Origin of the sequence: Microbacterium sp. JB110 (assembly GCF_003335195.1) — a bacterium.
GTDB lineage: Bacteria > Actinomycetota > Actinomycetes > Actinomycetales > Microbacteriaceae > Microbacterium.
This window is the reverse complement of record NZ_QPGM01000003.1, coordinates 1-23,088: the sequence shown is the minus strand read 5'-3', so window position 1 is coordinate 23,088 and position 23,088 is coordinate 1. Positions and strand designations below refer to the sequence as shown.

Sequence of the window (23,088 nt, the reverse complement as noted above, 5' to 3'; positions counted from 1 at the left end):
CAAGCCCGCGCCTCGCGCTCTCCAACCCGCTACTGACACCCAAGGCGAATCCATGGCAGGGCGTGCTGCGCGGCTGCAAGTTGAGTCGGCGTCGATCGGCTATGACAAGCGGCTGATCTCGCAAGAGCTGAGCGTGTCCATTCCGGACGAGTCGTTCACCGTGATCGTCGGCCCGAACGCGTGCGGGAAGTCGACCCTTTTGCGTGGTCTGTCACGGCTGCTCAAGCCCAGCGCAGGCGAGGTCGTCCTCGACGGCGCGGATATCCACAGCTACAAGGCGAAGGAAGTCGCCCGGCGGCTGGGGCTGCTGCCGCAGACCTCGATCGCCCCGGACGGCATCGGCGTCGCCGACCTGGTTGCACGAGGCCGGTACCCGTATCAGAAGCTGATCCGGCAATGGACCGAAGCCGATGAGGAAGCAGTGCTGATGGCCATGAACGCCACCGCCGTGACCGAGTTGTCGGGGCGGCTCGTCGATGAACTGTCGGGCGGCCAACGGCAGCGGGTATGGGTGGCGATGGCGCTGGCGCAGCAGACCGACATCCTGCTGTTGGACGAGCCCACCACGTTCCTGGACATCAGCTACCAGATCGAGCTGATGGAGCTGTTCACGGACCTGAACCGTGATGGTCGGACTTTGGTTGCCGTGTTGCACGATCTGAACCACGCCGCCCGCTACGGCACGCACCTGATCGCTATGAAGGACGGTGCCATCGTCGCCGAGGGCGCGCCGTCAGAGATCGTGACCGCCGAGCTCGTGGAAGAGGTCTTCGGACTGCGCTGCCTCGTCGTGCCGGATCCGGTATCCGGAACCCCATCGGTCGTTCCGCTCGGTCGAGATCGGCGGCAGAGCGCGGCATGAGGCCACCATTCGGCGGCGATCCGGCCGACCTGGGTCGGGGCGTACTGACGCGCTGGCTGCCGGTTCTATGGCAGGCGCCACCGGCTCCCCCCCGGATGGGGCCGTTCGAGATCACGCCGAGTATCACGCCGCGGACATTTCTCCTGCGTGTCATCCTCTCGGTGAGACGGCTGTCTCTCCCGGCGTCCGTGCTGGCGGTCCTCTGGCAAGTGGGTGAGGCCCTAGTGCCGATGATCATGGGTGTCGCGATCGACCGAGCACTCGACACCAGCGACTCAGCACAGCTCGCCCTCTGGTTGGTCGTGTTGGGGCTGAACTTCCTGATGTTGTCACTCACTTACCGGTTCTCCGCTCAGCTTGTCGCCCGTGCCACGGAACACGTGCAGCACGCGCTGCGCGCGACCCTGTCCCGCGCAGCGCTGCATCCGCGGGGAGGCCAGGCGAGCCAGCCCGATGGCAGCGTGGTATCTACGATGACCAACGATGTCACCCGCGTTGCCGCGGTGAGGCTGACGGTGTATCCGGTCGGGCAGCTGGCCGGGATCGTGTTCATCGCCGTGTCGCTGTTGCTCATTCACTGGCCGCTCGGTGTTGCGGTCCTGGTCGGCGCACCGGTCGCCGTGTGGCTGATGGTCATCCTCAGCGGCCGGCTCGCACGCGATACCCGCGTGTATCAGACGCTCCTGGCCGAGACGGTCGGGCGCGCGACCGATCTGGTGACCGGATACCGGGTGATCAAGGGCGTGCGTGCCGAGGCCGAGGCCACTCGCCGGTACCGGGATGCCAGCCAGAAGACCCTCGCCGGAGTCCGACGCAACATGCGGCTTCTAGGCAGGTTCATCGCGGGCAGTAACACCGTCAGCGGAGTGTTCGTCGCGGGAGTCGCGGTTTTCGCGGGATGGTTCGCCATCACCGGACAGCTCAGCGTGGGCGGGCTCATCGCCGCCGTCGGGCTCGCCCAGGCGCTGCTGCCGCCGATGCGAATGCTCACCACGAACGCAGTACCCGCGTGGGCCGGCGCGATCGCATCCAGCAGCCGCATCCTGGACATGCTCAAGGACGCGACCGCCGGCGTCCCCCAGCAGGAACCAACGAAACGGATACCTGCGACGGTCCCCGCCGTAGAGCTCTCCGCCTCCTCGCACCGTCCCGTACAGGTCGAGCCCGGCGAATTGATCGGGCTGAGGGCGGATGACCGTACCGCCGCAGACATCACCGGCGCCCTGCTGGACCCCCGCGCACCCGGCGATGTGCAGGTGTACGTCGATGGTCTCCTGAGCGCGGGACTAGATCCGGAGACGTATCGTTCCCGCGTCGTGGTGTCACCCCACCACGCGGCCCTGTTCAGCGGCACGATCGCCGACAATTTCGACATGACGGGCGCGCCGTCAGCGGCGCGCTACGCGGCGATGCGGGCGGCCGCGTGCGACGACTTCATCGTCGAGGCCGGTGGTACGCAGGAACAGGTGGGCGAGATGGGCAACCGATTCTCCGGCGGTCAGCGTCAGCGGCTCGCGCTCGCACGAGCGCTGGCGACTGACGCACCGGTGCTGGTGCTGCACGACCCCACCACAGCGGTGGACTCCGTCACCGAGGCGGTCATCGCGTCCCGACTCCGGGAGACGCGCCGAGGCCGATCCACGATCCTCATCGCCTCCTCCCCCGCCCTCTTGAGCGTCTGCGATCGCGTCGTCGACATGCGCGGCTCAGACGAAGGGTCCGGGCAATGACCAACCCGGCAGGCACCACCGGCAGTGCGCTCCCCATCGCCGGCGGTGCGCGCACCTGGCGGGAAGTGTGGCGCATCAGCCGTGGCCACCGCTTGAAACTCCTCGCCGTCGCGGTTCTGGGCGTTGCAAGCGCTGCCGTCGGACTCGTGACGCCTGCGGTGATCGGCGACTTCGTAGACCGCGTGCAGGACGGCACAGCCGGGCTGAGCACCCTCGCGTGGGCGACTGTCGTGATGATTGCCGCCGCGCTCGCCGGCGCGGCGGGGACCGCGGCCACCATCGTCCTCGCCGGCTACAGCTACCATGCCATGCTCGCCGAGCTGCGCGAACTGCTCGTCGAGCGGGCGATGACGCTCCCGCAAAGCGTCGTGGAGCGCGCCGGGACGGGAGACCTCGTATCCCGCTCCAGCGACGACGTCGCCCAGATCGCCGATGCCGCACCTCAGGTCATCCCGGTGTTCACCACGACCGGGTTCACCGTTGCGGTCACGTTGGTCGGCATGACCATCCTGGACTGGTGGTACGGCCTCGCGCTCCTCGTCGTGCTGCCCGTCTACATCGTCACCGTGCGCTGGTACCTGCGCACCGCACCGCGCATCTACCGCGCTGAGCGCGCCGCCATGAGCGTCAGAGCACAACAGCTCCTGGAGTCTCAGCGCGGCTACGCCACCGTGCTCGGCTTCGGTTTGAGCGAACACCGCCACCGGCGGGTGCTCCAGGCGTCCTGGAGGGTCGTGACCCACACACTGCGCGCCCAGACCGTGCAGAACATGTTCTTCGGCCGGCTCAACGTCGCCGAGTATCTCGGCATGGCGGCGATCCTGCTGACCGGCTTCGTGCTCATCGGCAACGGACAGTCCACGGTCGGCGCCGCCACCACGGCGATGCTGCTGTTCCTGCGCCTGTTCGGCCCAATCAATCAGCTCCTGTTCGTCGTCGACGTCCTCCAGTCCGTGCTCGCCTCCCTGAATCGTATGATCGGCGTCATCGCCATCCCCGCTCCGACATCACCGGGAGTTACGGTTCACGGAACGGTCGAGAACACAACGGCAGTGACGGGGGGTGCCGATGTCGAAGGCGCTGCCGACCCGCTCGGCTCGACATCGCCTTCGGTCCTCCTCGACGGGGTCGCGTTCAGATACGAGGGGGGCCGTCTCGCGCTCGACGGGATCGAGCTCACAATCCTGACCGGCGAACGTGTCGCGGTGGTCGGCGCGTCCGGCGCCGGAAAGACCACCCTGGCCAGCGTCATCGCCGGCATCCACGAACCGGACGCGGGAAGCGTGACCAGGCCCCACCGCACCGCGCTCATCACGCAGGAAGTGCACGTGTTCGCCGGAACGCTGCGCGAAAACCTCACCCTGGGGGCTCCCCAGGTCACCGATGAAGAGACACACGCCGCGCTCGACGCCACCGGCATGGCGAGCATGGTCGAGGCGATGCAACACGGCTTGGACACGGTCGTCGGGACGACGGGGCATTTGCTCACTGCAGCGCAAGCGCAGCAGCTCGCACTCGCCCGCGTGATGCTCGTCGACCCCGAGCTAGCGATCTTCGACGAGGCCACCGCCGAAGCCGGCTCCACGCACGCCGAGATGCTCGACCACGCCGCCGATGCCGCACTCCGCGGACGCACCGGACTCGTCATCGCGCACCGCCTGTCCCAGGCGGCGTCCTGCGACAGAATCCTCGTCATGGATCATGGCCGGATCATCGAGGATGGAACGCACTCCGCCCTCGTGGCAGCGGGTGGTGTCTACGCGCGCCTGTGGGCCGCGTGGGAGAGCACCCCCGGCCGTTGAGACGAGCAACCCGATCGTCGATGCGGGTCCGGCTCCGCCGCCCACGCCAACGAATATGCCTATCGCTTCCCGGGGTATGGTGTCAAGGAGTTTGCGCGGGGACCTCGGCTATTCTCAGCGTTGTAACCTGACGTAATATCTTCCTCGCGCAAGGGCGCGCGAGATTATTTCCGTGCGCAAGGAATCAATGTCTGATCTGATCAACCCGACCGAAATGTATCTCAAAGCGATCCTTGAGATGCAGGAGGCCGATGTGCCCAAGCGTCGAGCGCGCATCGCGGAGCGCTTGCAACAGTCCGGTCCGACGGTGACCAAGACAGTGCTTCGAATGGAACGGGCTGGTCTCGTTTCCTTCTCCGAGGAGAGCAAGAAGCTCGAGTTCACGCCTCGCGGATTCCAGACCGCTGCGACAGTGATGAGGAAACACCGGCTCGCCGAGTGCTTCCTCGAGCGCGTGGTCGGGTTGGACTGGACGCTTTTACACGACGAGGCATGCCGGTGGGAGCACGTGATGAGCGACGACGTCACCAACCGTCTCGATGCCCTGATGGGCCACCCATCGCGTACCCCATACGGGAACCCGATTCCTCCTGTGGACCCAGATGAGTGGGACCCCCTTGCCGACAGTCCAGAGGTCTCGAACCTAGTGCGCTTCCTGCACGATTTCGGTTCTGAATGCGAGGCGCGTATCGAGTGGATCGGCGAGACCGTGCAGGCGTTCCCTTCGCTTCTCGAGCAGCTCAAGGACGCCGGTGCGATGCCGGGTGCACGGGTGGTGTTCTCGCTACACGGTCCGTCGGTGTTGCTGCATCGGGCAGACGTCGGGGTCGTGCTGGAGTTGCAGCACGGCACGGCAGCGGACTTGTTCGTGCGACCGTAACCTCGTCGCATCTGCATGCTGCAGCCGTGAGTCGGCGGTTGCTACGTCGCCGCGGTCCCGGGGTGCGACGTCGCTGGGCCTCGCCGCAGCAGTGCACGAGCGTTGCGCCGTAGCTGCGCTGCCTGTTGCAGCACGTCCTCCGCGTGCACGGCGATCAGTGCATCCGCTTCGTCGCGGCGATCCCCGCGAGCGAGTTCGCCAACATGGATCATCTGTGCGGTGGACATGCCGGTAGCGCGCAGCAGCATGACGGTATCAACCCAGTCCAGGTCGGCCTTGTCGTAGCGGCGGTGGCCGCCGCTCGTCCGGCGTGCGGGCGGGAGGATGCCCTGCTGTTCGTACAGACGTAAGGTCGCGACCGTCACGCCGTATCTGGCCGCGGTGTGCGCGATCCGCTTCCCGTGCTTCTCGCCGCCCCGCTCATCCGATACAGTCGAACTCATAAACACAAGTCTAAACCTCGTATGAGGTTTAGACTCCTCGATGCAAGAAGTGTGGGAGACCAGGATCGGCTCTGCCGGCGGTGGAATCGGACCTCTGGTGGGACTCGGATCGGGCCGTCTGGATCGGTGCGGCGGCCGGGTGACCTGCGGGGCCTGTTGGAGGCTGCTCCGGTGCCGTCTGAGGGTAATGCTCCACGGTGAGTGACAGGCTCGGGGCGGTGCTCGAGGACTTGGGCATGATTCTCGCCCGGTCGGGCGGCAGCTACGATCGTGGGCGTCGTCTCCCGTGAGGTCGCCCGCCTGCGCCGCGCTCGGGGCAGCCCCGGCGGTGGCGTGCGCGGGTCAGAGTGCGGGGCCGTGCTCGGTGGTGTTGCCCTGGTCGTAGGGGCGGCGCGTCGGGGTGGCGCGTTGCTCGGCAGCGTGCTCGGGGGGTTGCGGGCTGACGGGTTGCGTGCGCGGGGTGCCGGGTTGCGGGACGGTGCGCATGCGTTGCCGGAAGAGCGCTGCACGGTCGCTGTCCTGCAACGGGTGGGTGATGTCGTGCAGGATGCGTTGCAGCGCGTCAGGGTCGAGACGGAATGCGTCGATGGTGGCGTCAACGAGTTGCGTTGCGGGAACCTGGGTCCAGTCGATGCGATATCCGGCGTGCTCGGCGACTTGTTGCATGAACAGGCGGCTGGTGCGTCCGTTGCCCTCGAGGTGCGGATGTATCATCAGCAACCCGGTGAAGGTCGACGTGAGGGTCTCGAGGAACTCGGCGCGCGGCTGGGTGCGGAAGCGGGCGGGGTCGCCGAGATTGTTCAGCACAATGTCGAGGAGCCGGTCGATGTCTTCGGGGTCAGCGAACTGGCTGTCGCCTTTCAGAGTCGTGACGACCCTTGGGGATCCGGACCATTCGTACACATCGCGGAAAAGCCAGCGATGCAGAGCGTGGTAGTGGTCCGCGTCGAAGGTGCGGGCGACGTGCTCGGGATGGGCGATGAGTTCGGCGGCGCGGATCGTGGTGAGTTGTCGTTCGAGGCGAGCGAGCTCGTCGGGGTCGTGGATCTCCCGGCCGTCGGTAACGGTCTGGTGCAGGATGTTGCGGAGGCACTCTTCGTACTGGTCGGGCCACCAGTAGTCGCCCCAGTTCTGGAACATGGTCACAGCGGGCAGACGTGCTCAGCGCGTGGTGGCGGTGTCCTGCTGCATGAGCGCGAACGCGATGCGGGCGTCGATCTCGCCGCGGGCGACGCGTTCGAGGACGGCCATCTCGGCGTCGGTGACGTGCTGGCCTTCGACAGCCCAGGAGGCGCGGATGTTCTCCAGCTCGTGCCGCTGTGTCGCGGTGAGCGGTGTGCGCGTCGTAGCTGTCATGGTGGGCTCCTCGTGGTTCCTATTCTATCGCTCGTTACTGACACCAGGAAGGTGCCCGGCGTGCGGGCGCGTCACTCCCCCGCCGGTGCCGTGGTGATCGTGGCACCCGTGGTGATGAGATCGAGCACGCCCACTCCGGTCTCCAGGAGCGCATCGACGTCACCGGGTGAGTCCCACCTGGGACAGTCGTTCGTATCGGGGAGGGTGCACGCAGGGAGCGTGTCGGTGGCGATGATGCGGCCGTCGCGGATCCAGGCGATGTCGATGGGGAACCGCATCCCCGCCATCCAGACACGTCGGGGGCCTGCCGGGTCGAAAGTGAACAGCATCCCGGCGCCTGCGGGGAGACTGTCGCGTCCTCCGAGGCCGGTGCGCTGCTCCTCCATGGTGCGGGCGTGCTCGACCGTCAGGGTGAGGTCGGTCCCGATCATGACGCGCAGCGGTGCCGGTTCGGGCGCGGGCGTGCAGCCAATGAGCGTCAAGACGAGGGCCATGAGTGTTGCGGCGATGCGTGGCGTGTGCGTCATGGCTGATGCTCCATTGGATGCGTGCTCGTGGTTCTACTCGGTGACGGGGTGTTCGACCCACTGTTTGGTGCCCGCGCAGGTCAGACGCCCCTGTTGGTAGGTGCTCGCCCGGCCCCAGTAGTCGTCGTGCTCGCCTTCTTCCTCTACGCGCACCTTGTGCGGGGCGAACAGTCGCGACAGGATGCGGGCGAGGGGGTGGATGCCGTCGATCTGGTATGTGTGGGCGTAGGCGGCGAGCCGGATCTCCCCGTTCTGACCGTCCGCTTCCGCCCAGACGCGGACCTCTGCGTCGGGGATCTCGAACGCTTCGGCGAGGCGAGTGAGGATCTCGCGGGCGCGAGTAGTCTCGGCTGCGGTCTCGGGGATGTGGTCGATGGTGACGGTGGTGTCCATGGGCATGGCAGGGGTGTCCCTTCGTGGCCGGTTGCGGATGGTCAGGGGCTATCGGGCGGCGGGTGAGTTGAAGCGGCGGGCCTGTTCGGTGATCCATGCGGCGGCGGGGTCGGAGTGGATGGTGTGCTCGGATATGACGTTTTCGCAGCCGCCGTCGACGTCGAACCACCATTCGAGGTTCCCGTTGTCCGGGTCCGGGTCAACGCCTGCCGTGTCGGGCGGGTCATCTGTGCCTCCTCTGCGTCCGAGGTCGATGTGCAGCGCCCAGGTGCCGCCCATGTCGGCGTCGAGTTCGACGGGGAAGGGGAGAAGGGCGGCGACCTGTCTGGTGCGCTCGTCGACGAGGGCGATGTTCGCCTTGTAGTGGTCGGTGGTGTCCATTGCAGGTTCTCCTTCGTGTTCGGGTGGGGTTACGCGCCGGTGGGGTGGGTGGCGGTGTGGGAGAGGTCGAAGCCGTTCCAGGGGCTGCGGCCGGGGACGTGGCGGGTGCCATAGCGCGAACGCTCGGTGATGACGGGTGCACCGGGGAGTTGCCACTCGGCCGGGTAGTGTTCTTCGATCCAGGCCCGGTACTTCTTGGAGGGCCGGTTCTGGTCGTCGGTCTTCGCGATCTTCGCGGGGATGACCGGCAGAGTGCGCCAGCCCGGCCAGGCGTGGTCGTGCCAGGCTTCGACGACGCCTGTCTCGGTGCCGTCGTGGTGCCAGGTGCAGGGGTGGCAGATGCCGCGGGTGAGGCTCCCGCCGACGCAGGCGCAGTTCTCGCGATAGTGGTCGCAGCGGAGGTCGACGTCGAAGATGCGCAGTTCGTGGCCTGCGGTGGCGGTGTTCGCGTGCGCGGTGGTGATGCCGGGGTGCCACATGTGGGAGCGTTGCAGGCATCCGAAGTTGCCGTGCTCGAACACCCACCGCTCGAATGCGGCCTCCAGGTCGTCGGGCGAGTGGTAAGCGGTGGTGAAGTGCAGGGGCGCGCCGTCCCAGGCGGCGGCGTTCTGTACGTCGAGTTCGTGGATCATCTCGTCCAGGTCGAAGGCGAGTTGTCCGTTCGAGGTGGGGCGGCTCATTGCGGGTGCTCCTGTTCGGGATGGATGTTCACGGTGGTGTCGGGATGTAGCGGGTACTCGGCGGTGTCGGTGAGGTAGCGGCTCCCGTCGAGGCGTTCGGTGAGGTACGCCGGTGCAGTGTCGTTATCGCCCAGAAGGGTCCGGAAGGTGACGGATAGGAGCACTTCGCCGGGCCCGTAGCAGAGCCATTCGAGGGTGCCGATGGGGGTCTCTGCGGGGAACAGGGCTTCCGGGTCGGGAAACAGCCAGCTGATGCCCGACCCGATGTGCGCGTACCCGATCTCACACGCCCGCATGCTCCGCTCCGGGGTCGGTGAAGGCGACATGGGTGAGAGCGTCGCCGAGGGGGTCGTAGGCGGGGGCGTCGGAGCGGTAGAGGAAGATGTTGCCGGTGCCTTCGCCTTCGTCGGTGGCGGTGGAGGGCACGAGCGTGACGGTCTCGTGGTGCCCGGATGGTGCGGTGATGACGTACCCGAGGCCGTGTTCGGTGATCACGGGCGTGTACGTGTAGCCCTCGCCGGTGGTGATCTGTCCGTGCTGGATGTAGGCGCGGATGCCGTCGGCGATGAACGCGGCGAGCTGGTCGATGTCCTCGATGACCGGCTCGTGCGCGCCGGTGGCGGGGTTGGTGCGGTCGGACAGGTCGACGGTGTCGGTGATCCGGCGGGCGATGTCGGCGATGGTGCTGGTCATGGCTGATGCTCCGTGGGGGTGAGGGTGAACAGGGCGGGTGGGGCTTGGTCGAAGTGGTCGGTGAGGACGGTCTTCACGTCGGCCCACAGGTCGGTGCGGTCGCTGTCGTAGTCGCGCTGGCATGCCCAGCGAAGCTCGCTGAGGAACTCTTCCTGTCGGGCGGGGGTCGAGAACTTCTCGTCGTAGAACCCGTGTCGGTTGTAGTGGGCGATGAACCCGAAGTAGCCGTGGTTGTGGAGCCCGTCGTAGAGAGCCGCGGTGAACTGCGATTCGGGGTAGCCGGCGTCGATGAATCGGATGAGCGCGTTGACGAATCGTGCCTTCTTCGCGGACGTTCCTGACGGCCAGCCGGAATCGGCGAACTGGTCGGGTAGGTAGCGGGCGTTCACAGGTCGCGCCCTTCTGGCTCGTCGGTGTTGTCGGCGCTGATGTCGAAGTCGAACGGCATCATGGTTGTGGAGTACAGGTCGGTGCCTTCGCTGCCGATCGCGGATTCCCAGTGATCGATGCCCAGTTCTCCGTCGAGGTAGAGGACGGTGACGAACAGGCCCAGCTCGCTGTAACTCCAGATGCGGCGTACGTCGTCTTCTCCGTTCGGGGCGGGAGCGGTGGGCGCGTCGCACCAGGCTTCGATGAGGCGCTGGGTTTCGTCGTGGGTGAGGAGCCATCCCTCGTCGAAGATGTAATCGTCGGGTTCGGCGTCCAGGGTGAGGGGGTCAGGGAGCGGGTAGCCGCTGATGGTGATCCGCATGGTCAGTTCTCCTTGTCTTGTTCGGCCTCGTCCTGTGCGGCTTCGTCGGCGGCGAACAGGTCGGGCACGGAGGTGATGAGCGGGTTGACGGGTTCCCACTGCTGGGCGGCGGGGATGAACTGGCCGAGCTCGAGGCGGGGCTTCCCGTCGACGGTGTAGAAGAAAAGCTGTCCGTATTCGACGCCGTCGATGTGGAGGTAGATGTTGCCGCCGTATGCGGCGAGGTCAGCGTCGTCGAAGAATCCGACCCCTTCCTTGCTGCTGGGTGCGCCCAGGTCGAGGTCGAGGGGACGCCCGCCGTGGTCGAGGGTGAGTCGCATGATGTTCTCCTTCGTTCAGATGGGTGAGGGGTTAGAGGGTCTGCCAGGTGCCGGTGTGGTCGCGATACTGGATGGTCACGGCTCCGGCGTTGGGGGTGCCGTAGCAGTCGAGGGGCTGGAACTCCGCTTCGCCGCGGTAGTCCTCGGCGTCCGAATCGTCGATGAAGAGGCCGTGGTAGTACACGATCTGGTCGTCGTCGAGCATCCGGAACGGCTCCCCCTCTCCCGCGTCGAGGCGGGCGAGGGTCGCGGGGCGGGCGGTACGGGGGCCTTGTACGCCGACGCCGTAGCCTTCTTCGTGCTTGCGGGTGATGAAGTCTCGGGTGATGAGGAAAGCCATGCGGGTGTCCTTCGGTCAGTTCGTGCGGGTGGTGGATGCGAGGGCGAGGATCAGGTCGGGGCGCAGCCCTGACCAGTGCTCGATCAGTTCCCCGTCCGCGCCGGTGACGGTAACGACGGGGGCCTGTCGGTGGCCGAGCCGGGCGATGAGGTCACGGACAGGGCCGGTGTCCTGGATCGGCGCGGTGGTGTGCGGGATGCCGGAGCGGGTGAGGAACTGGTGGGTGCGTTCGCAGTTGCCGCAGTCCGGCAGGGTGTAGACGGTGACGTGGGTGGTCATCGGTTGCTCCTTCCTGGTCCCCTTCAATGCCTCTCGATCGCTGGGGGCGGGAGTGGCTTGTCAAGGCCGGAGAACGAAAAATCTTCGATCAACGGCCCCGCCTGCCCGATCGCGGGGCGGAGAATTTTCGTGTGCCTTGACAAGGTGCTCACGGCCCCGGACACTCCATCCGGTATGACGCCGGCTGTGCCGGCGTCCGAGAACACAGGGGTCGCGAAGCGACCTCCGATGCGCGGCACCACCGGGTCGGTGCGGCTCCTCGCGCCCGATTTCCGGGGGTGGACGGCCCGTCGCGAGACGTCCACCCCCGGCGTGGGCTACGCGTCGAGGTCGATGCCGTGGCGGTAGAGGAGTTGCCGGGTGGTCGCGGCGCGGACGCCGTCGAGGAGGGCCAGGAACTCGCGCTCGACAGAGCGGGCGTTGCCGGTGAGGATGTCCTGCACCTCACGCTCGGGGAGCTCCCGCAGGATGCCCAGATGCTCGGCGGTGAGGGCGGGGTCGTCGTCCCAGTCTGCGATCAGCACATCGACGCTGTCCAGGCTCGGGAAGTCCCCGCTCCCCGGAGACGACAACGCCCGTGCGGGCTGGAGGGCGTGTACGTCGTGGGCGTTGGTGACCGGCACGGCTCTCCCACTGCGCAGCAGTTCGTGGCATCCGGTGGACGCCGCGGATGTGATCGGCCCGGGCACTGCGCCGACCGGTCGGCGCAACGAGGTCGCGTGCGCGGCGACGTGGAGGGATCCGGAACGTGCCCCGGCTTCCACGATCACAATCCGGTCGGCGAGCGCGGCGATCAGGTGGGTGCGGCGCAGGAACCGCCAGCGCGTCGGGGGGAGCGTCGGGGGCGTCTCGGTGAGGATGACCCCGTTGTGCTGGATGATCCGGTCGAACAGTCCGGCGTGCCCGACCGGGTAGGGCCGGTCCAGGCCGCCTGCGAGGACCGCGATGGTTGCGCCTCCCGCTGCCAATGCGGCCCGGTGTGCTTCGGCGTCGATCCCGTAGCTGCCGCTGGCGAGGATGACCTGGCCGTCTTTGACGAGGTCGGCGGTGAGTTCCGCGGCCACGTGTGTCCCGTAGGTGGTGGCGGCTCGGGCTCCGATGATCGCCACGACCGAGGGCGATGCCAGGAGTTTCTGGTTTCCGCGGGTGAACAGGACGAAGGGTGCCCGCGCGCCGAGGTCGGCCAACCCGTGTGGCCATTCCGCGTCGGACGGGGTGAGGACGTTGATGTTGAGGTTCTCGAGGGTGCGGAGCACCCCGGCGACCATCGTCGAGGTGAGGGTGACGGGGGTGCGGCGGCGTAGCTGGTTGAGTTCCTCGGTGTTCACTCCGGTCGCGGTCGTGGTGTCGTCGGCCAGCAGGCGGAGCGCGCCGGGTGCACCGTGGACGGCGATGAGCCGTCCCAGAGTGGTGTCGCCGGGCTCCGCCGCGACGGAGAGGACGATGCGTGCGTAACGGTCGGCGTCGGGGCTGTGCTTGCTGTTGAGGGTGTGCAGGATATTGCTGGTTATGGTCATGGTGTGTCTCGCTTTCGAAAGAAGGGGGTAGGTCCGGGGGAGGCGGGCAGGACGGGGGTGGGCCGTCCTGCCCGTTCGGGCTCAGTCGCGGGCGGCGGTGCAGTTCTTCGCCCAGCCGGTCCATTCCTCGCCTTCGTGGGTGATGTCGGCGATCACCTGCTGGTGAAGTCGGGCGAGCACGGTGCGGCTGAATCGTGCGGTGGGTGCCGGGGTGCCCTCGATCGCGGGCAGGGGGCGGTTGTCGCTGTCTTCTCCGAACGTGAGCGCCATGCGGCGACTGATCCCATCGGCGTGCTGGCGGGTGGCGGATGCACGGTATCCGTGTCCCTTCCAGTGGCTGGTGGAGATGTTCAGTTCTATCCGGGTGCCGTCGGGACGCGTGACGACGGTTGTCGTGCTGGAGAGGGTGCGTCCGTCGGCGGAGGCGACGGGGCGGGCGAAATCGATGGTGGTCATGGTGCGGTTCTCCTCGGTGTGTGCGTGGGGCCGTCCGGGCCGGGTCGGTGAGACCTGTCGGGCGGCTCCTTCTTGCTTTTCCGCCCTCGCGGGCGGGAGTGGCTTGTCAAGGCCGAAGAACGAAAAGTCCTCGATCAACCGCCACGCCAGGGCAGCGCTCACTAGGAGGAGTTTTCGTGTGCCTTGACAAGGTGCTCCCGGCCGCGAACACTCACACCGATGTACACAGGAGGTGCGGTCGCTGCCGAACGGTGTTCAGGCCAACTGTCGTTCCCAGAGCCGGGGCAAGACCTGGTCGATAGGCTGGGCTGGTGATGTTCTCTCCGATTACCAGGCAGCCGATTCGGCTGAAGGGGTACCGCGCCTCAGGTACCCGCCCTGTCGTGAATCGGCGTCAGCGGCCGCGGTCGCGGTGCCCCTCCGCTTTCTGACAGAGCTTCACGTCTCGGCGCACACACGCAAGCTCGACCCCATGTTCACCGTGGTATTGGTGGAACGGGGGCAGGGGATCCTGACCGATCGTCATGGTCAGCATGAGACGCGCGCGGGGGACGTGGTCATATTCGAACCGGGGGCGGAGTTTCGATACACTCCTGTGCGCCCTCAGCAGATTTCCATGATGATCGTGGATGAGGCGCTCGTGCTGGACATGATGTCATGGCGGTACGCGCCGCGATCAGCCGCGGGCCGCGCACGCATCCGGGCTATCGGCTCCACGTCCCGCCACCCGGTGATGGTCCTTCATCCCACCTCGGCTCAATCCCGCCGGCTACGCCGGCTGTTGCATGCCGCGCTCGAGTTGCAGGCCCAGCACGACCCCGACGGCACGGATCTCATCCCGAGGTTGCTGACGATCTTCGCTCAGCTGACGGAGACCCTCGATCCTCTGATTCGTAGCGACCATCCGGATCCGCAGTTCGCTCCGCAGGTCCGGGCCGCCGCGGACCTGATTTTTCCTGACGTGAAACACTCAGGTGTGCGACGGGCGTTGGAGTTCATCGCCGCGCAACCGGCGAACGAATGGTCCCTGGAATCGCTCGCGAAACAGGCATCCCTGTCGTCGGGGTACTTCTCCCGAGTGTTCACCGCAGAAATTGGCATCCCACCGCGGCAATTCCTCTCCCAGCGACGGCTTGATGAGTTCGTCGTGCTCGTCCAAACGACAACACTGACCGTGACGCAGGCGGCTCGGATGGTGGGCTGGTCGTCAAGCAGTCATGCGATCGCCGCGTTCCGCAGCCACTTCGGCGAGACCCCTCACCGATACCGTCACGGGCCCACCCGCGATAATGATGACTCGATCATTCGTCCCGATGAGACGCCGATTCCGCCTCCGGGCGTTGAACCGCAGCGCCCCTGACTGGTAGGGGTGAGAGTCCGAGCTCCTGCTCGGAGCGGTGACCGAGCGTCGACCGGTCACCGCTCCGGTGGGGTTGGGGGGACCGGTGCACCTCCACAGGAGGCAGCACGCACAAGGCTGTGTGCACCGGCAGGGAGATACATCGACGATGACTGATTCACCGCTTCACCGCGAGCGTCCTCAAGCCCGCTGCAAGATCCGCTGCGGGAGGACAGAGACCGGGCATGGCATCCATGATGGCACAGACCCGCGTCGCATCAACCCTGGCGTCGGGCTGAGCCGGCTGAGGTGAGAGACGATGAACTCGCCTGCCCCTGGGGGTGATCGGACGCCGCTGCTGAGAGCCGCGCTGGAATATGCGGCGGCGGGTGTTCCCGTGTTCCCGTGCGTGCCGTTGGGGAAAGCGCCGTTGACCCGGCAAGGGTTCAAAGATGCCAGCAGGGATCCTTCCCAACTGGCCCGGTGGTGGCGGTGGCAGCCGGAGGCGAACATCGGCCTGGTGACAGGTTCTGCCCGCAGTAGCATCGATATCTTCGACATCGACGTGCACCCCGGCGGTGACGGATTCGACGCGCTCGTGGCCGCCGAAAAGGCGGGCCTGATCGACACCTGGTCGCGGATCGTACGGTCCCCTTCGGGCGGTCTGCACCTGGTGTTCCCCGCGAACCCGTCTCCGAAGCAGCGCAGCTGGGCGGTCCCGACCGCACATGTCGATTTCCTCGCCGACGGCAGCTATGTGCTCGCACCCCCCTCACGGGTACGCACCCGCAGCGGCGCCATCGCTCCGTACACGGTCGTCGCCCGCGGGCGCTCCCCCGCACCGGTCGAGGGGTGGCGGCTCGAGCAGCTACTGCGGCCCGCCCCGACCGAACGACTGACCGCCACCTCCGCAGCGGCAGCCTCTACCCGCAGCGCAGGCACCCGGTGGGATGCGGGACGGCTTGCGGATTGGGTGGCGGGCAGGCCGGAGGGAAACCGAAACCGGTCGTTGTTCTGGGCCGCGTGCCGGCTGACCGAATCCGGGCCCATCACTGAGCAGTCATGGGAGATCCTCGCTCAGGGGGCAGTACGGGCAGGTCTGAACGAGATCGAGGCGGTGCGCACCATTCAGTCCGCGCAACGATCTGTCCGTCCTGCCCGGCCGGCATCGGCACCGCCAACGTCGGGGGCGCCCGCGCAGCAGAGTCGGTTGCGGCTGTGACCGACACACCCTTGCGAACAGCCGCCACCGGGATGTGGGCGGTGGTGGTCGCCCGCGCCGGGACAGTACTGATCGATGTGTGCGCGTTCTGGCTGTCAGCGACAACGCTGACCGACCTGGCAAGGCGTGCCGGGATCGACCCCATGCAGGCGTGGATGTGGCCGGTGATCGTCGATGGCATGATCGTCGTCGCCACGGTCGCGATCGTCGCCCTCGCCCGCCATGGGACCCGCTCCACCGTGTACCCATGGACGCTGCTGATCGCCTGCGCGGCGGTATCGGTGACGGCCAACTGCATGCACGCGCTCGTCGCAACCAACTCGGATCTGCCACCACAGTTGGCCGCATCCGTCGCAGCCGTCCCACCTCTGGTTCTGCTGGCTGCCACCCATCTCACCGTGCAACTCGGGCGGCGCATCAGCGGCGCTGCGCGAAAGACGGCAACCAGTCACGACGCGATACCCCCACCCCTCTCAGCCACGGTGCACACGAACTCACCCCGCCCCGATATGTCAAAACCGCCCGCCGCGACAACGGCGGCGGTCTCCCCCCTGCAACATTCCCCCGTCCTGCCAACACAGCAGCAGAGGCTCGGCCAGACGCGCCCTACCGGACAGTCACGTACTGCTCCGCTCACGACGCCGATCGCGTCGAGCTCGGATGCAAGAAACGATGCCGTGTCGTTGTCGCGTCAGGGACTGTCCAATAGAGCGATCGCTGCCCGTCTGAACGTGCACCCCTCCACGGTAGGACGCTGGCTCGCCATCCCCGGCAGCCCCGCCCCCAGCACCGCGGACACCGCCAACCACGGTGGCACGTCCCGCGGCGACGTTGCCCCCGCAGGACCCCCGAAATCCGAGAACCCCACTGCCGAGGAGGATTCATGACCAGCCCCGACGCCACACCCCTGGACGATCTGCCGCCTGGTGATCATCGAAGAGCACATGATGACCCTGCACCGGCTCCCCTGTCCGATACGGAACCTGATCACGATGATACGGACGCCGCATCGCTGCTACGTGCCCGCCCGGACCCGTCCCTCGCAGACGGAACCTCGGATGCGGGCGAGGATGTCTCCCCGGATTCGCGGCGTCGAGTGGAATGGGTGCGCCCGATGGACCTGATCACGAGGATCAGCGCTCGAGCGAGCGAACGAGGCGTTGAGTGGAACGTCCGCGCGCACATGTGGGCGCGGACGCAGACGCGCGCGACGATCTCCGAGGCCAGACTCCACAGCGCTCGCACCGCGCGGATGATCACCGCCCGGCTGACCCGGACCGGCCCCGAGCCCATTGAGCAGGAAGCGGCCCGCCTGTGAGCGGTCCCTGATGCGGCCAGCCCGCCACCTGTCCTGACCACGAGCTGGTCTACGCGATCGGTGGAAGCCGAAGGGCACCTTCTCGACAGGGAAGGGAAGCCACCGCACGATGACTATGAACGACCACGATCACCGGGAGCTATGCCACGAGCCGGAGTTTCTCACTTCGGAGGGTTTGCGTGCCCTGCTGCACCGTCTCCACGATGCCGGACCCGGCGCCTGGCAGCACGACGAGTCTGCCTCGGCGCTGCTGAGCTACGCGATCGAAAAGTACCGGCGCCTGGCACGCAAGTGGAACCGTGACCCGGCCGATGCCGGCTATGCCGCGTTCGACGCAATGCGCTCCGCCAACGTTCTTCAAGCCCGGGACCCGTGGGGGTATGTCACCCGCGTCGTGCAACGCAGCATCATGTCCGAGGCGATCGGCGATCGCCTGCTGATCTCGCCCGCCCGTGCCCGCAAAGGCGGACCCATGGTGGAAGCGCCGACCCGCACCGGAGATCGGCACTGGCTGTATGACCAGCCCACCTCCCCCGGTCCCGCAGCCGAACTCGACGATGACACTGCCAGCGATGACGTGCTGCTCCTGCGCAACGCGATCGCCGACATCGTCGAGCTCCTGATCGGGCTGGGCTGGCCGGACCTCATCACCGACGTCGCCGTGGACTATGTCCTCTCCCGCACCGGCGACGCGGGAAGCATCAGCAATGCCCGAGAGGTACTCCGCAAAGAAACCGACATGCCGGCCCGGCTGGGCCTTCCCGATGACTCATGGCCGGGACTGCTCCGCGTCCTCCTCGGTGGGAAAAGCCGGCCCGGACGCCCCACCTACAAGGGAGTACTAGTACGGCTCCTGCACTACGACACCCTCGACACGCTCCTGAAGGACGACGAACTCATCGTCGAGATCGCCCTCGCCGCTCCGACCGAAAAGGGCCGGCATGGGTGAGAACTACTTCGAGACGAAACGACCGATCTCCGACGTCTTCCTCGGACACCGGATCCGCCAAGACGCCGGCGACCTCCGAGCCCTGATCGCCTCGATCCGCATGATCGGATTCATCCAACCGATCACCATCACGCCTGCCGGCGCGGTGATCTCCGGCGGGCGCCGCCTGCAGGCCGCCCGAGCCCTCGGATACAAGACCGTGGACGTGTGGGTGCGGACCGACATCTCCACCGAACTGGACCTGCTGCTGGCGGAACAGCAAGAAAACCAGAACCGCAAACCGTACACACGGATCGAACAAGCACGATTCTTCGACCAGCTGCGCCGGATCTTCGCCGAGGACGCCGCGATCAGACAACGCGCCACCCGCTTCGGCGCATCGCCCGGTGCACCAGAATCTGGTGCACCGCCCAGCGCCGTCGACCCGGAACTGGCCGGTGAGCGCACGCAGGCCTCCAAACGTGCCGCGCTGATCGTCACCGGGAACCGTTCCGATTACACGCTCGGCCGTGTCGTGGAGCTGCTGAACCTGCAGAACGACCCGACCATCTCCGAACACCTCCGCCGGGTCGTGGAAGATGCCCTCGCGAACATCGACCCGCACGGCCCCGTCGAACCCAACTACCTGCGAGTCAAGATCGCACAGGACACCGAACAGCTCGAGCTTCTCGCCACCGGTACGCACGTCGACCCTGAGATCGGTTCGGCCGCCCGCGCCGAACTGGCAGCGCTACCCGCCCAGGGCCGCCCCGCCCAGATCCGTCAGGCCGCGAAGGCCGCCCTGCAACGCGCGACCGCAGCGATAACAGAGCGACGCACCGCGCTCGTCGAGACACGCCGACCACCGACGACGATCCGCACATACTCTCCCCGTGCGCTGACAGAGATGATCACGGAACTGGACTACTGGTGGTTGCACTACGACCCCGTCGACGCCGCCGCTACCCTCACCGCCGAGCAGTGGGAACAGCTCACCGACTGGGTCCACCACACCGTCCAGTTCCTTGAGGAAGCTGCCGCGCACCGCAAGCACCCCGCCGCGTAACATCCGGGGACGCTGCGGGTGGAACCGTCGGGGCACCTGTCTGGCATGGACACCTCCGCACGCCGCCGCTTCCTGATCATCCTCATCGGGACGCTGACGATCGCCGTGCTCCTGGTCGGTGTCGGTGTGTACGGGCTGATCCGGGGCCCCGCACCCGCCACAACGCCAGATGCGCCTGCGGCGGGAACCACACCCGTCCCGTCCCGCCCCGTGCCCACTTTGCCCGCGACGCTCGCCCCGTCCACCGATCCCGTCCGCTACGCGCGGGAGATCGCGGATGCGTTGTTTGCCTGGGATACCACCACGGGGCACACTCGTTCCGATTATCTCGCCGCCCTCGCCGGCGAAGCCGCGCCGGACGGGGAGGAAGGCAACGGGCTGGTTGCGGACCTGAATGGCTACTACCCCACCGTCGAACAGTGGCGTCGGCTCCTCGAATATCAGACCCGGCAACATCTTGTGATCGACACGGCCGTGATCCCGGATTCATGGCCGCAGATCGTCGCCTCCGCTGGAGACAAGCTCGCCCCCGGGACGGTCGCGATCACCATCCGAGGTGACCTGCATCGCAGCGGATTCTGGGCAGGTGAGACGGCCGAAAGCGTGCACAAGGTGGCGTTCACAGTGTTCGTGCTCTGCCCGTCCGATGGTGATCGCTGCCACTTACTGCGTCTGTCCGCGAACGGAACGCCCTTGGAGTGAACCGTGAATAAACTCGCCTTGCTGCTGACCGGTGTCCTCCTCGCCGGACCCGCCGTCGTGCTGATCTCCCCTGCGTTGATCGCCAACCCCGCCGTGCTGCAGGCAGCTTCCTGCGCCGCGTCTTCTCTCGTGGTGATCGCCGAAGTACCCGACGAACTGACGGCAACCACTACGAGCGGAGAGACGGTCACGCTGAACAAAACCCAGCTCACCCATGCGCGTACGATCATCCAGATCGGTGCGGACATCGATGGTGTCGGACGCGACGGGATCCTGATCGCTCTGATGGCCGGGCTGACCGAGTCGCGGCTGCGGATGCTCGCCAACAGCACGTACCCGGAATCCGCCAGCTACCCCAACGACGGGGTCGGTGCAGACCATGACAGTCTGGGCATCTTCCAGATGCGCCCCCAATCCGGGTGGGGCAGTGTCGCGGAGCTGATGAGCTCCACCTATCAGGCGCAGGCGTTCTTCGGGGGACCGAACGGACCGAACTATCCGTCGCCGCGCGGATTGCTCGACATCCCTGGATGGCAGCAGCTCACCCGCGGGCAAGCCGCTCAAGCCGTCGAAGTCAGCGCGTTCCCGGACCGGTATGCGAACTACGAGCCCGTCGCCGAGACGATCCTCACCGCCCTCACCGTTCCCCGAACCTCCGGCGGCGGGTCCGTGCCGGCCGCGGGGGACATCGCGCCGACGACCCGGATCGTGGTGCCGATGCCGGAAGGCAGCTACATCAAAACCAGCCCTTTCGGGATGCGAGAGGACCCGAAGAAGCCGGGCCTGTACCGGATGCACTACGGCACCGACTTCGCCGCCCCCGACGGCACTCCCATCCTCGCCGCCGCCGACGGGGTGGTGTTGTGGGCCGGATACCGGGAAGGGTGGAACAACATCCTCGTCATCGAACACAACATCGCCGGCGCCAGGGTCGACACCATGTACATGCACATGTGGGACCACGGCTACCACGTCACCACAGGTGATCGGGTGCGCGCCGGACAGCACATCGCCGACGTCGGCTCCCAGGGGTACTCCACCGGTCCGCACCTGCACTTCGAGGTGCACCCGGGCGCGTGGACCTCCCCCGCCGTCGACCCGGACGCGTGGCTGGCCGAACACAACGCCGAAGGCGTCACCGACCCCGGGACCAGTGTGCGCGGGTGCACACCATGACCCGGCCACGACGCGCGGCCCGCATCCGTGGGGAGGGAACCCGTCATGGTTGAGGCGGATGTGTATCCGGACTTCAGCGCCGTCACCGGCGGGCAGCTGCAGCTGATCCTCGGCGCACTGCTCACGATTGTGCTCGTCGTCGCGGTCCTGATGATCCTGATCTGCGCGATCGTATGGGCGGTCTCCTCCTCGCACGGCAACCACACCGCCGTGTCGAAAGCGAAGACCGGCCTCTGGGTCGGTATCGGCGCCGCCGCCCTCGCCGGTGCCGGCGTGACTTGGCTGAACTTCCTCATCTCCCTCGGCGACCGCCTCTGAACTCCCGCCGCCACCGGCTACACGCGCGGCCGCCGGTGGGAACGGACGAGCACCTCCTGACATGTAGGTCCGACTGCGGCCCTACACGCGAAGACCACGTCCCTGCCAGGAGGCCACCATGTCCGTGCTCACCCCGTCTCTGCTCGCGCCACGCCTACTGGCCCTTGTCACGGTCCTCGTGCCCATGCAGATCGATATCAACCCCAACGACACCGGGCTGCCCGGTATCGCACAGCTGCGCACCATCGTGGGAGCGGTGATGACCATCGGACTCATCCTCGCCGTGCTCGCCCTGATCATCTCCGCGATCGTGTGGGCGATCGGCTCCAACGCTTCCAACCCTCACCTCGCCAGCCGCGGAAAGACCGGGGTGCTGATCGCCTGCGGCGCCGCCGTGATCTGCGGTGCCGCCGTCACGTTCGTGAACTTCTTCTGGGGCGTCGGGCAAGCCGTCTGACCCGCACCCGCACCAGAAGGGAAGTACTCGGATGAGTCTGTGCGATGTGCCAGTGCTGTCCAACGTCTGCGACGTGGTCGGCGACACTGCTAGTTCCCTGGTGACCGCCCCGTTCGAGTGGCTTGCACAGGCCATCGGCAACACCGCGGCACTCATGTTCGAAGGCGTGTGGGCGGTGTTCGATCAGACCACCCTGGTCGATGTCACCAGCGACGGGTACGTCGGGGTGTACAACATCCTCTTCGGCATCGCCATCTTCTTCATGCTCGGCTTCTTCCTGCTTCAGCTGGTGACTGGGCTGATCCGACGAGACCCCGGAGCGCTCAGCCGCGCCATCGTCGGGCTGGCGAAGTCCGTGCTCGGCAGCTTCCTCGTGATCACCCTCACCGGGCTGCTGCTGGAGATCGTCGACCAACTGTGCATCGGACTCATCCACGCCTCCGGCAACACCCTCGAAGGCATGGGCGTCAAGATCGGTGTCCTCGTCGCGGGGCTGACCGGTCTCACGATCGCCTCCCCCGGTGTCGGGGCGATCGTGATGATCTTCTTCGGCTCCCTCGCGATCGCCGCCGCCGCGATCGTGTGGTTCTCGCTGCTGATCCGCAAGGCCCTGCTGCTGGTCGCGGTCGTCCTCGCTCCCATCGCGCTCTCCGGCGCCGCATGGGATGTGACCCGAGGCTGGTTCGGGAAATGGGTCGGCTTCGTGGTCGCGCTCATCGTCTCCAAGCTCGTCATCACCGTCGTGTTCCTCGTCGCGATCACCCAGGTCGACGCACCCATCGACTTCGACCTCGCCTCCCTGTCGGACCCGATCGCGGGAATCGTGTTGATGGCGATCGCCGGCTTCGCGCCCTACATGACCTACAAATTCGTGTCCTTCCTCGGCTTCGACCTGTACCAGTCGATGAGCGCCGAGCAAGAAGCGAAGCAGGCGCTCAACCGTCCCGTCCCCCTGCCCTCCGCCCCCAAGGCGCAGACCCCGAACCCCGTCCTCGACGGCGACAGCAGCCCCTCCTCCAACAGCCCCACGCCACCATCCACCCCACACCCAGCCAGCGATGGCGCCACAGGAGGGGTAACCGTGGGCGGGGGCGGCGCCACCGGAAGCGCGGCCGCGTCGGGCGCCGCCGGAGGGTCCGCGGCACCGAGCGC

The 23,088-nt window shown here is 66.9% G+C and carries 31 protein-coding genes; 15 read left to right on the top strand and 16 right to left on the bottom strand.

What is annotated here, in order from left to right:
- Positions 1 to 52: 52 nt before the first annotated feature.
- The 4 genes from CIK77_RS06460 (at position 53) to CIK77_RS06445 (ending at position 5,274) form a co-directional block, all read left to right on the top strand.
- Positions 53 to 862, top strand: a complete 810-nt coding sequence (locus CIK77_RS06460) for an ABC transporter ATP-binding protein (RefSeq protein ID WP_087056697.1) — start codon at positions 53 to 55, stop codon at positions 860 to 862.
- Positions 859 to 2,592 (top strand): ABC transporter ATP-binding protein, encoded by a 1,734-nt coding sequence (locus CIK77_RS06455; RefSeq protein WP_087056698.1) that lies wholly within the window; start codon positions 859 to 861, stop codon positions 2,590 to 2,592. The genes CIK77_RS06460 and CIK77_RS06455 overlap by 4 nt, the downstream gene beginning before the upstream one ends.
- Positions 2,589 to 4,394 carry an ABC transporter ATP-binding protein gene (locus CIK77_RS06450; protein WP_087056699.1) on the top strand — a complete coding sequence of 602 codons (1,806 nt, stop codon included), beginning with the start codon at positions 2,589 to 2,591 and terminating at the stop codon, positions 4,392 to 4,394. Before CIK77_RS06455 ends, CIK77_RS06450 begins: the two co-directional genes overlap by 4 nt.
- 187 nt (positions 4,395 to 4,581) lie before the next feature.
- On the top strand, positions 4,582 to 5,274 hold the full coding sequence (locus tag CIK77_RS06445) for a metal-dependent transcriptional regulator (RefSeq protein ID WP_087056700.1): 693 nt from the start codon (positions 4,582 to 4,584) through the stop codon (positions 5,272 to 5,274).
- Between the two features lie 41 nt (positions 5,275 to 5,315).
- Here CIK77_RS06445 and CIK77_RS06440 read toward each other — a convergent pair whose 3' ends face one another.
- The 16 genes from CIK77_RS06440 to CIK77_RS06365 all read right to left on the bottom strand — a co-directional run bounded on the left by CIK77_RS06440 (position 5,316) and on the right by CIK77_RS06365 (position 13,410).
- Positions 5,316 to 5,717: a MerR family transcriptional regulator gene (locus CIK77_RS06440; protein WP_087056701.1), complete on the bottom strand. Its 402-nt coding sequence runs from the start codon at positions 5,715 to 5,717 to the stop codon at positions 5,316 to 5,318.
- Between the two features lie 342 nt (positions 5,718 to 6,059).
- Positions 6,060 to 6,857: a Fic/DOC family protein gene (locus CIK77_RS06435; RefSeq protein WP_087056702.1), complete on the bottom strand. Its 798-nt coding sequence runs from the start codon at positions 6,855 to 6,857 to the stop codon at positions 6,060 to 6,062.
- Positions 6,858 to 6,878: 21 nt separating this feature from the next.
- The gene (locus CIK77_RS06430; RefSeq protein ID WP_087056703.1) at positions 6,879 to 7,073 is read right to left on the bottom strand and encodes an antitoxin VbhA family protein; all 195 of its coding nucleotides are present in this window, start codon (positions 7,071 to 7,073) and stop codon (positions 6,879 to 6,881) included.
- Between the two features lie 71 nt (positions 7,074 to 7,144).
- On the bottom strand, positions 7,145 to 7,600 hold the full coding sequence (locus CIK77_RS06425) for a DUF192 domain-containing protein (protein WP_249268753.1): 456 nt from the start codon (positions 7,598 to 7,600) through the stop codon (positions 7,145 to 7,147).
- Positions 7,601 to 7,633: 33 nt separating this feature from the next.
- Positions 7,634 to 7,999, bottom strand: a complete 366-nt coding sequence (locus tag CIK77_RS06420) for a hypothetical protein (RefSeq protein ID WP_140403583.1) — start codon at positions 7,997 to 7,999, stop codon at positions 7,634 to 7,636.
- A gap of 42 nt (positions 8,000 to 8,041) precedes the next feature.
- Positions 8,042 to 8,374 carry a hypothetical protein gene (locus CIK77_RS06415; protein WP_087056705.1) on the bottom strand — a complete coding sequence of 111 codons (333 nt, stop codon included), beginning with the start codon at positions 8,372 to 8,374 and terminating at the stop codon, positions 8,042 to 8,044.
- A gap of 29 nt (positions 8,375 to 8,403) precedes the next feature.
- Complete coding sequence (locus tag CIK77_RS06410; protein ID WP_087056706.1) at positions 8,404 to 9,054, bottom strand: DUF6349 family protein; 651 nt, start codon at positions 9,052 to 9,054, stop codon at positions 8,404 to 8,406.
- Positions 9,051 to 9,350, bottom strand: a complete 300-nt coding sequence (locus CIK77_RS06405) for a hypothetical protein (RefSeq protein ID WP_087056707.1) — start codon at positions 9,348 to 9,350, stop codon at positions 9,051 to 9,053. Before CIK77_RS06405 ends, CIK77_RS06410 begins: the two co-directional genes overlap by 4 nt.
- Positions 9,337 to 9,747 (bottom strand): hypothetical protein, encoded by a 411-nt coding sequence (locus tag CIK77_RS06400; RefSeq protein WP_087056708.1) that lies wholly within the window; start codon positions 9,745 to 9,747, stop codon positions 9,337 to 9,339. The genes CIK77_RS06405 and CIK77_RS06400 overlap by 14 nt, the downstream gene beginning before the upstream one ends.
- Positions 9,744 to 10,136, bottom strand: a complete 393-nt coding sequence (locus CIK77_RS06395) for a hypothetical protein (protein WP_087056709.1) — start codon at positions 10,134 to 10,136, stop codon at positions 9,744 to 9,746. The genes CIK77_RS06400 and CIK77_RS06395 overlap by 4 nt, the downstream gene beginning before the upstream one ends.
- Positions 10,133 to 10,498 carry a hypothetical protein gene (locus tag CIK77_RS06390; RefSeq protein WP_087056710.1) on the bottom strand — a complete coding sequence of 122 codons (366 nt, stop codon included), beginning with the start codon at positions 10,496 to 10,498 and terminating at the stop codon, positions 10,133 to 10,135. Before CIK77_RS06390 ends, CIK77_RS06395 begins: the two co-directional genes overlap by 4 nt.
- Positions 10,499 to 10,500: 2 nt before the next feature.
- Complete coding sequence (locus tag CIK77_RS06385; RefSeq protein WP_087056711.1) at positions 10,501 to 10,818, bottom strand: hypothetical protein; 318 nt, start codon at positions 10,816 to 10,818, stop codon at positions 10,501 to 10,503.
- A 31-nt stretch (positions 10,819 to 10,849) separates the two neighbouring features.
- Positions 10,850 to 11,158 (bottom strand): hypothetical protein, encoded by a 309-nt coding sequence (locus CIK77_RS06380; protein ID WP_087056712.1) that lies wholly within the window; start codon positions 11,156 to 11,158, stop codon positions 10,850 to 10,852.
- A gap of 15 nt (positions 11,159 to 11,173) precedes the next feature.
- A complete protein-coding gene (locus CIK77_RS06375; RefSeq protein ID WP_087056713.1) occupies positions 11,174 to 11,437 on the bottom strand; it encodes a glutaredoxin family protein in 264 nt (87 codons plus the stop codon).
- Between the two features lie 317 nt (positions 11,438 to 11,754).
- Positions 11,755 to 12,954, bottom strand: coding sequence for a DNA-processing protein DprA (gene dprA / locus CIK77_RS06370; protein ID WP_087056714.1), 1,200 nt, complete (start codon positions 12,952 to 12,954; stop codon positions 11,755 to 11,757).
- An 81-nt stretch (positions 12,955 to 13,035) separates the two neighbouring features.
- Positions 13,036 to 13,410 carry a hypothetical protein gene (locus tag CIK77_RS06365; RefSeq protein WP_087056715.1) on the bottom strand — a complete coding sequence of 125 codons (375 nt, stop codon included), beginning with the start codon at positions 13,408 to 13,410 and terminating at the stop codon, positions 13,036 to 13,038.
- Positions 13,411 to 13,642: 232 nt separating this feature from the next.
- Between CIK77_RS06365 and CIK77_RS06360 the strand changes: the two genes are divergently transcribed.
- From CIK77_RS06360 to CIK77_RS06310, 11 genes are all read left to right on the top strand, one after another.
- On the top strand, positions 13,643 to 14,770 hold the full coding sequence (locus tag CIK77_RS06360) for an AraC family transcriptional regulator (RefSeq protein ID WP_332841608.1): 1,128 nt from the start codon (positions 13,643 to 13,645) through the stop codon (positions 14,768 to 14,770).
- 298 nt (positions 14,771 to 15,068) lie between these two features.
- The gene (locus tag CIK77_RS06355; RefSeq protein WP_087056717.1) at positions 15,069 to 15,971 is read left to right on the top strand and encodes a bifunctional DNA primase/polymerase; all 903 of its coding nucleotides are present in this window, start codon (positions 15,069 to 15,071) and stop codon (positions 15,969 to 15,971) included.
- A complete protein-coding gene (locus CIK77_RS06350; protein ID WP_249268754.1) occupies positions 15,968 to 16,858 on the top strand; it encodes a DUF2637 domain-containing protein in 891 nt (296 codons plus the stop codon). The genes CIK77_RS06355 and CIK77_RS06350 overlap by 4 nt, the downstream gene beginning before the upstream one ends.
- Before the next feature lie 227 nt (positions 16,859 to 17,085).
- Positions 17,086 to 17,289: a hypothetical protein gene (locus tag CIK77_RS06345; RefSeq protein WP_087056719.1), complete on the top strand. Its 204-nt coding sequence runs from the start codon at positions 17,086 to 17,088 to the stop codon at positions 17,287 to 17,289.
- Between the two features lie 109 nt (positions 17,290 to 17,398).
- Entirely contained in the window at positions 17,399 to 18,238 is an 840-nt protein-coding gene (locus CIK77_RS06340; RefSeq protein WP_140403586.1) for a hypothetical protein, read from the top strand.
- Complete coding sequence (locus CIK77_RS06335; protein ID WP_087056721.1) at positions 18,231 to 19,283, top strand: ParB N-terminal domain-containing protein; 1,053 nt, start codon at positions 18,231 to 18,233, stop codon at positions 19,281 to 19,283. Before CIK77_RS06340 ends, CIK77_RS06335 begins: the two co-directional genes overlap by 8 nt.
- A 45-nt stretch (positions 19,284 to 19,328) precedes the next feature.
- A complete protein-coding gene (locus CIK77_RS06330; RefSeq protein WP_087056722.1) occupies positions 19,329 to 19,985 on the top strand; it encodes a hypothetical protein in 657 nt (218 codons plus the stop codon).
- A gap of 3 nt (positions 19,986 to 19,988) precedes the next feature.
- Positions 19,989 to 21,161: a M23 family metallopeptidase gene (locus CIK77_RS06325; RefSeq protein ID WP_087056723.1), complete on the top strand. Its 1,173-nt coding sequence runs from the start codon at positions 19,989 to 19,991 to the stop codon at positions 21,159 to 21,161.
- 45 nt (positions 21,162 to 21,206) lie between these two features.
- Positions 21,207 to 21,479 carry a DUF6112 family protein gene (locus CIK77_RS06320; RefSeq protein WP_087056724.1) on the top strand — a complete coding sequence of 91 codons (273 nt, stop codon included), beginning with the start codon at positions 21,207 to 21,209 and terminating at the stop codon, positions 21,477 to 21,479.
- A gap of 118 nt (positions 21,480 to 21,597) precedes the next feature.
- A complete protein-coding gene (locus tag CIK77_RS06315; protein ID WP_087056725.1) occupies positions 21,598 to 21,936 on the top strand; it encodes a DUF6112 family protein in 339 nt (112 codons plus the stop codon).
- A gap of 31 nt (positions 21,937 to 21,967) precedes the next feature.
- On the top strand, positions 21,968 to 23,088 hold a 1,121-nt coding region (locus CIK77_RS06310; protein ID WP_114347221.1), incomplete at its 3' end, for a type IV secretion system protein.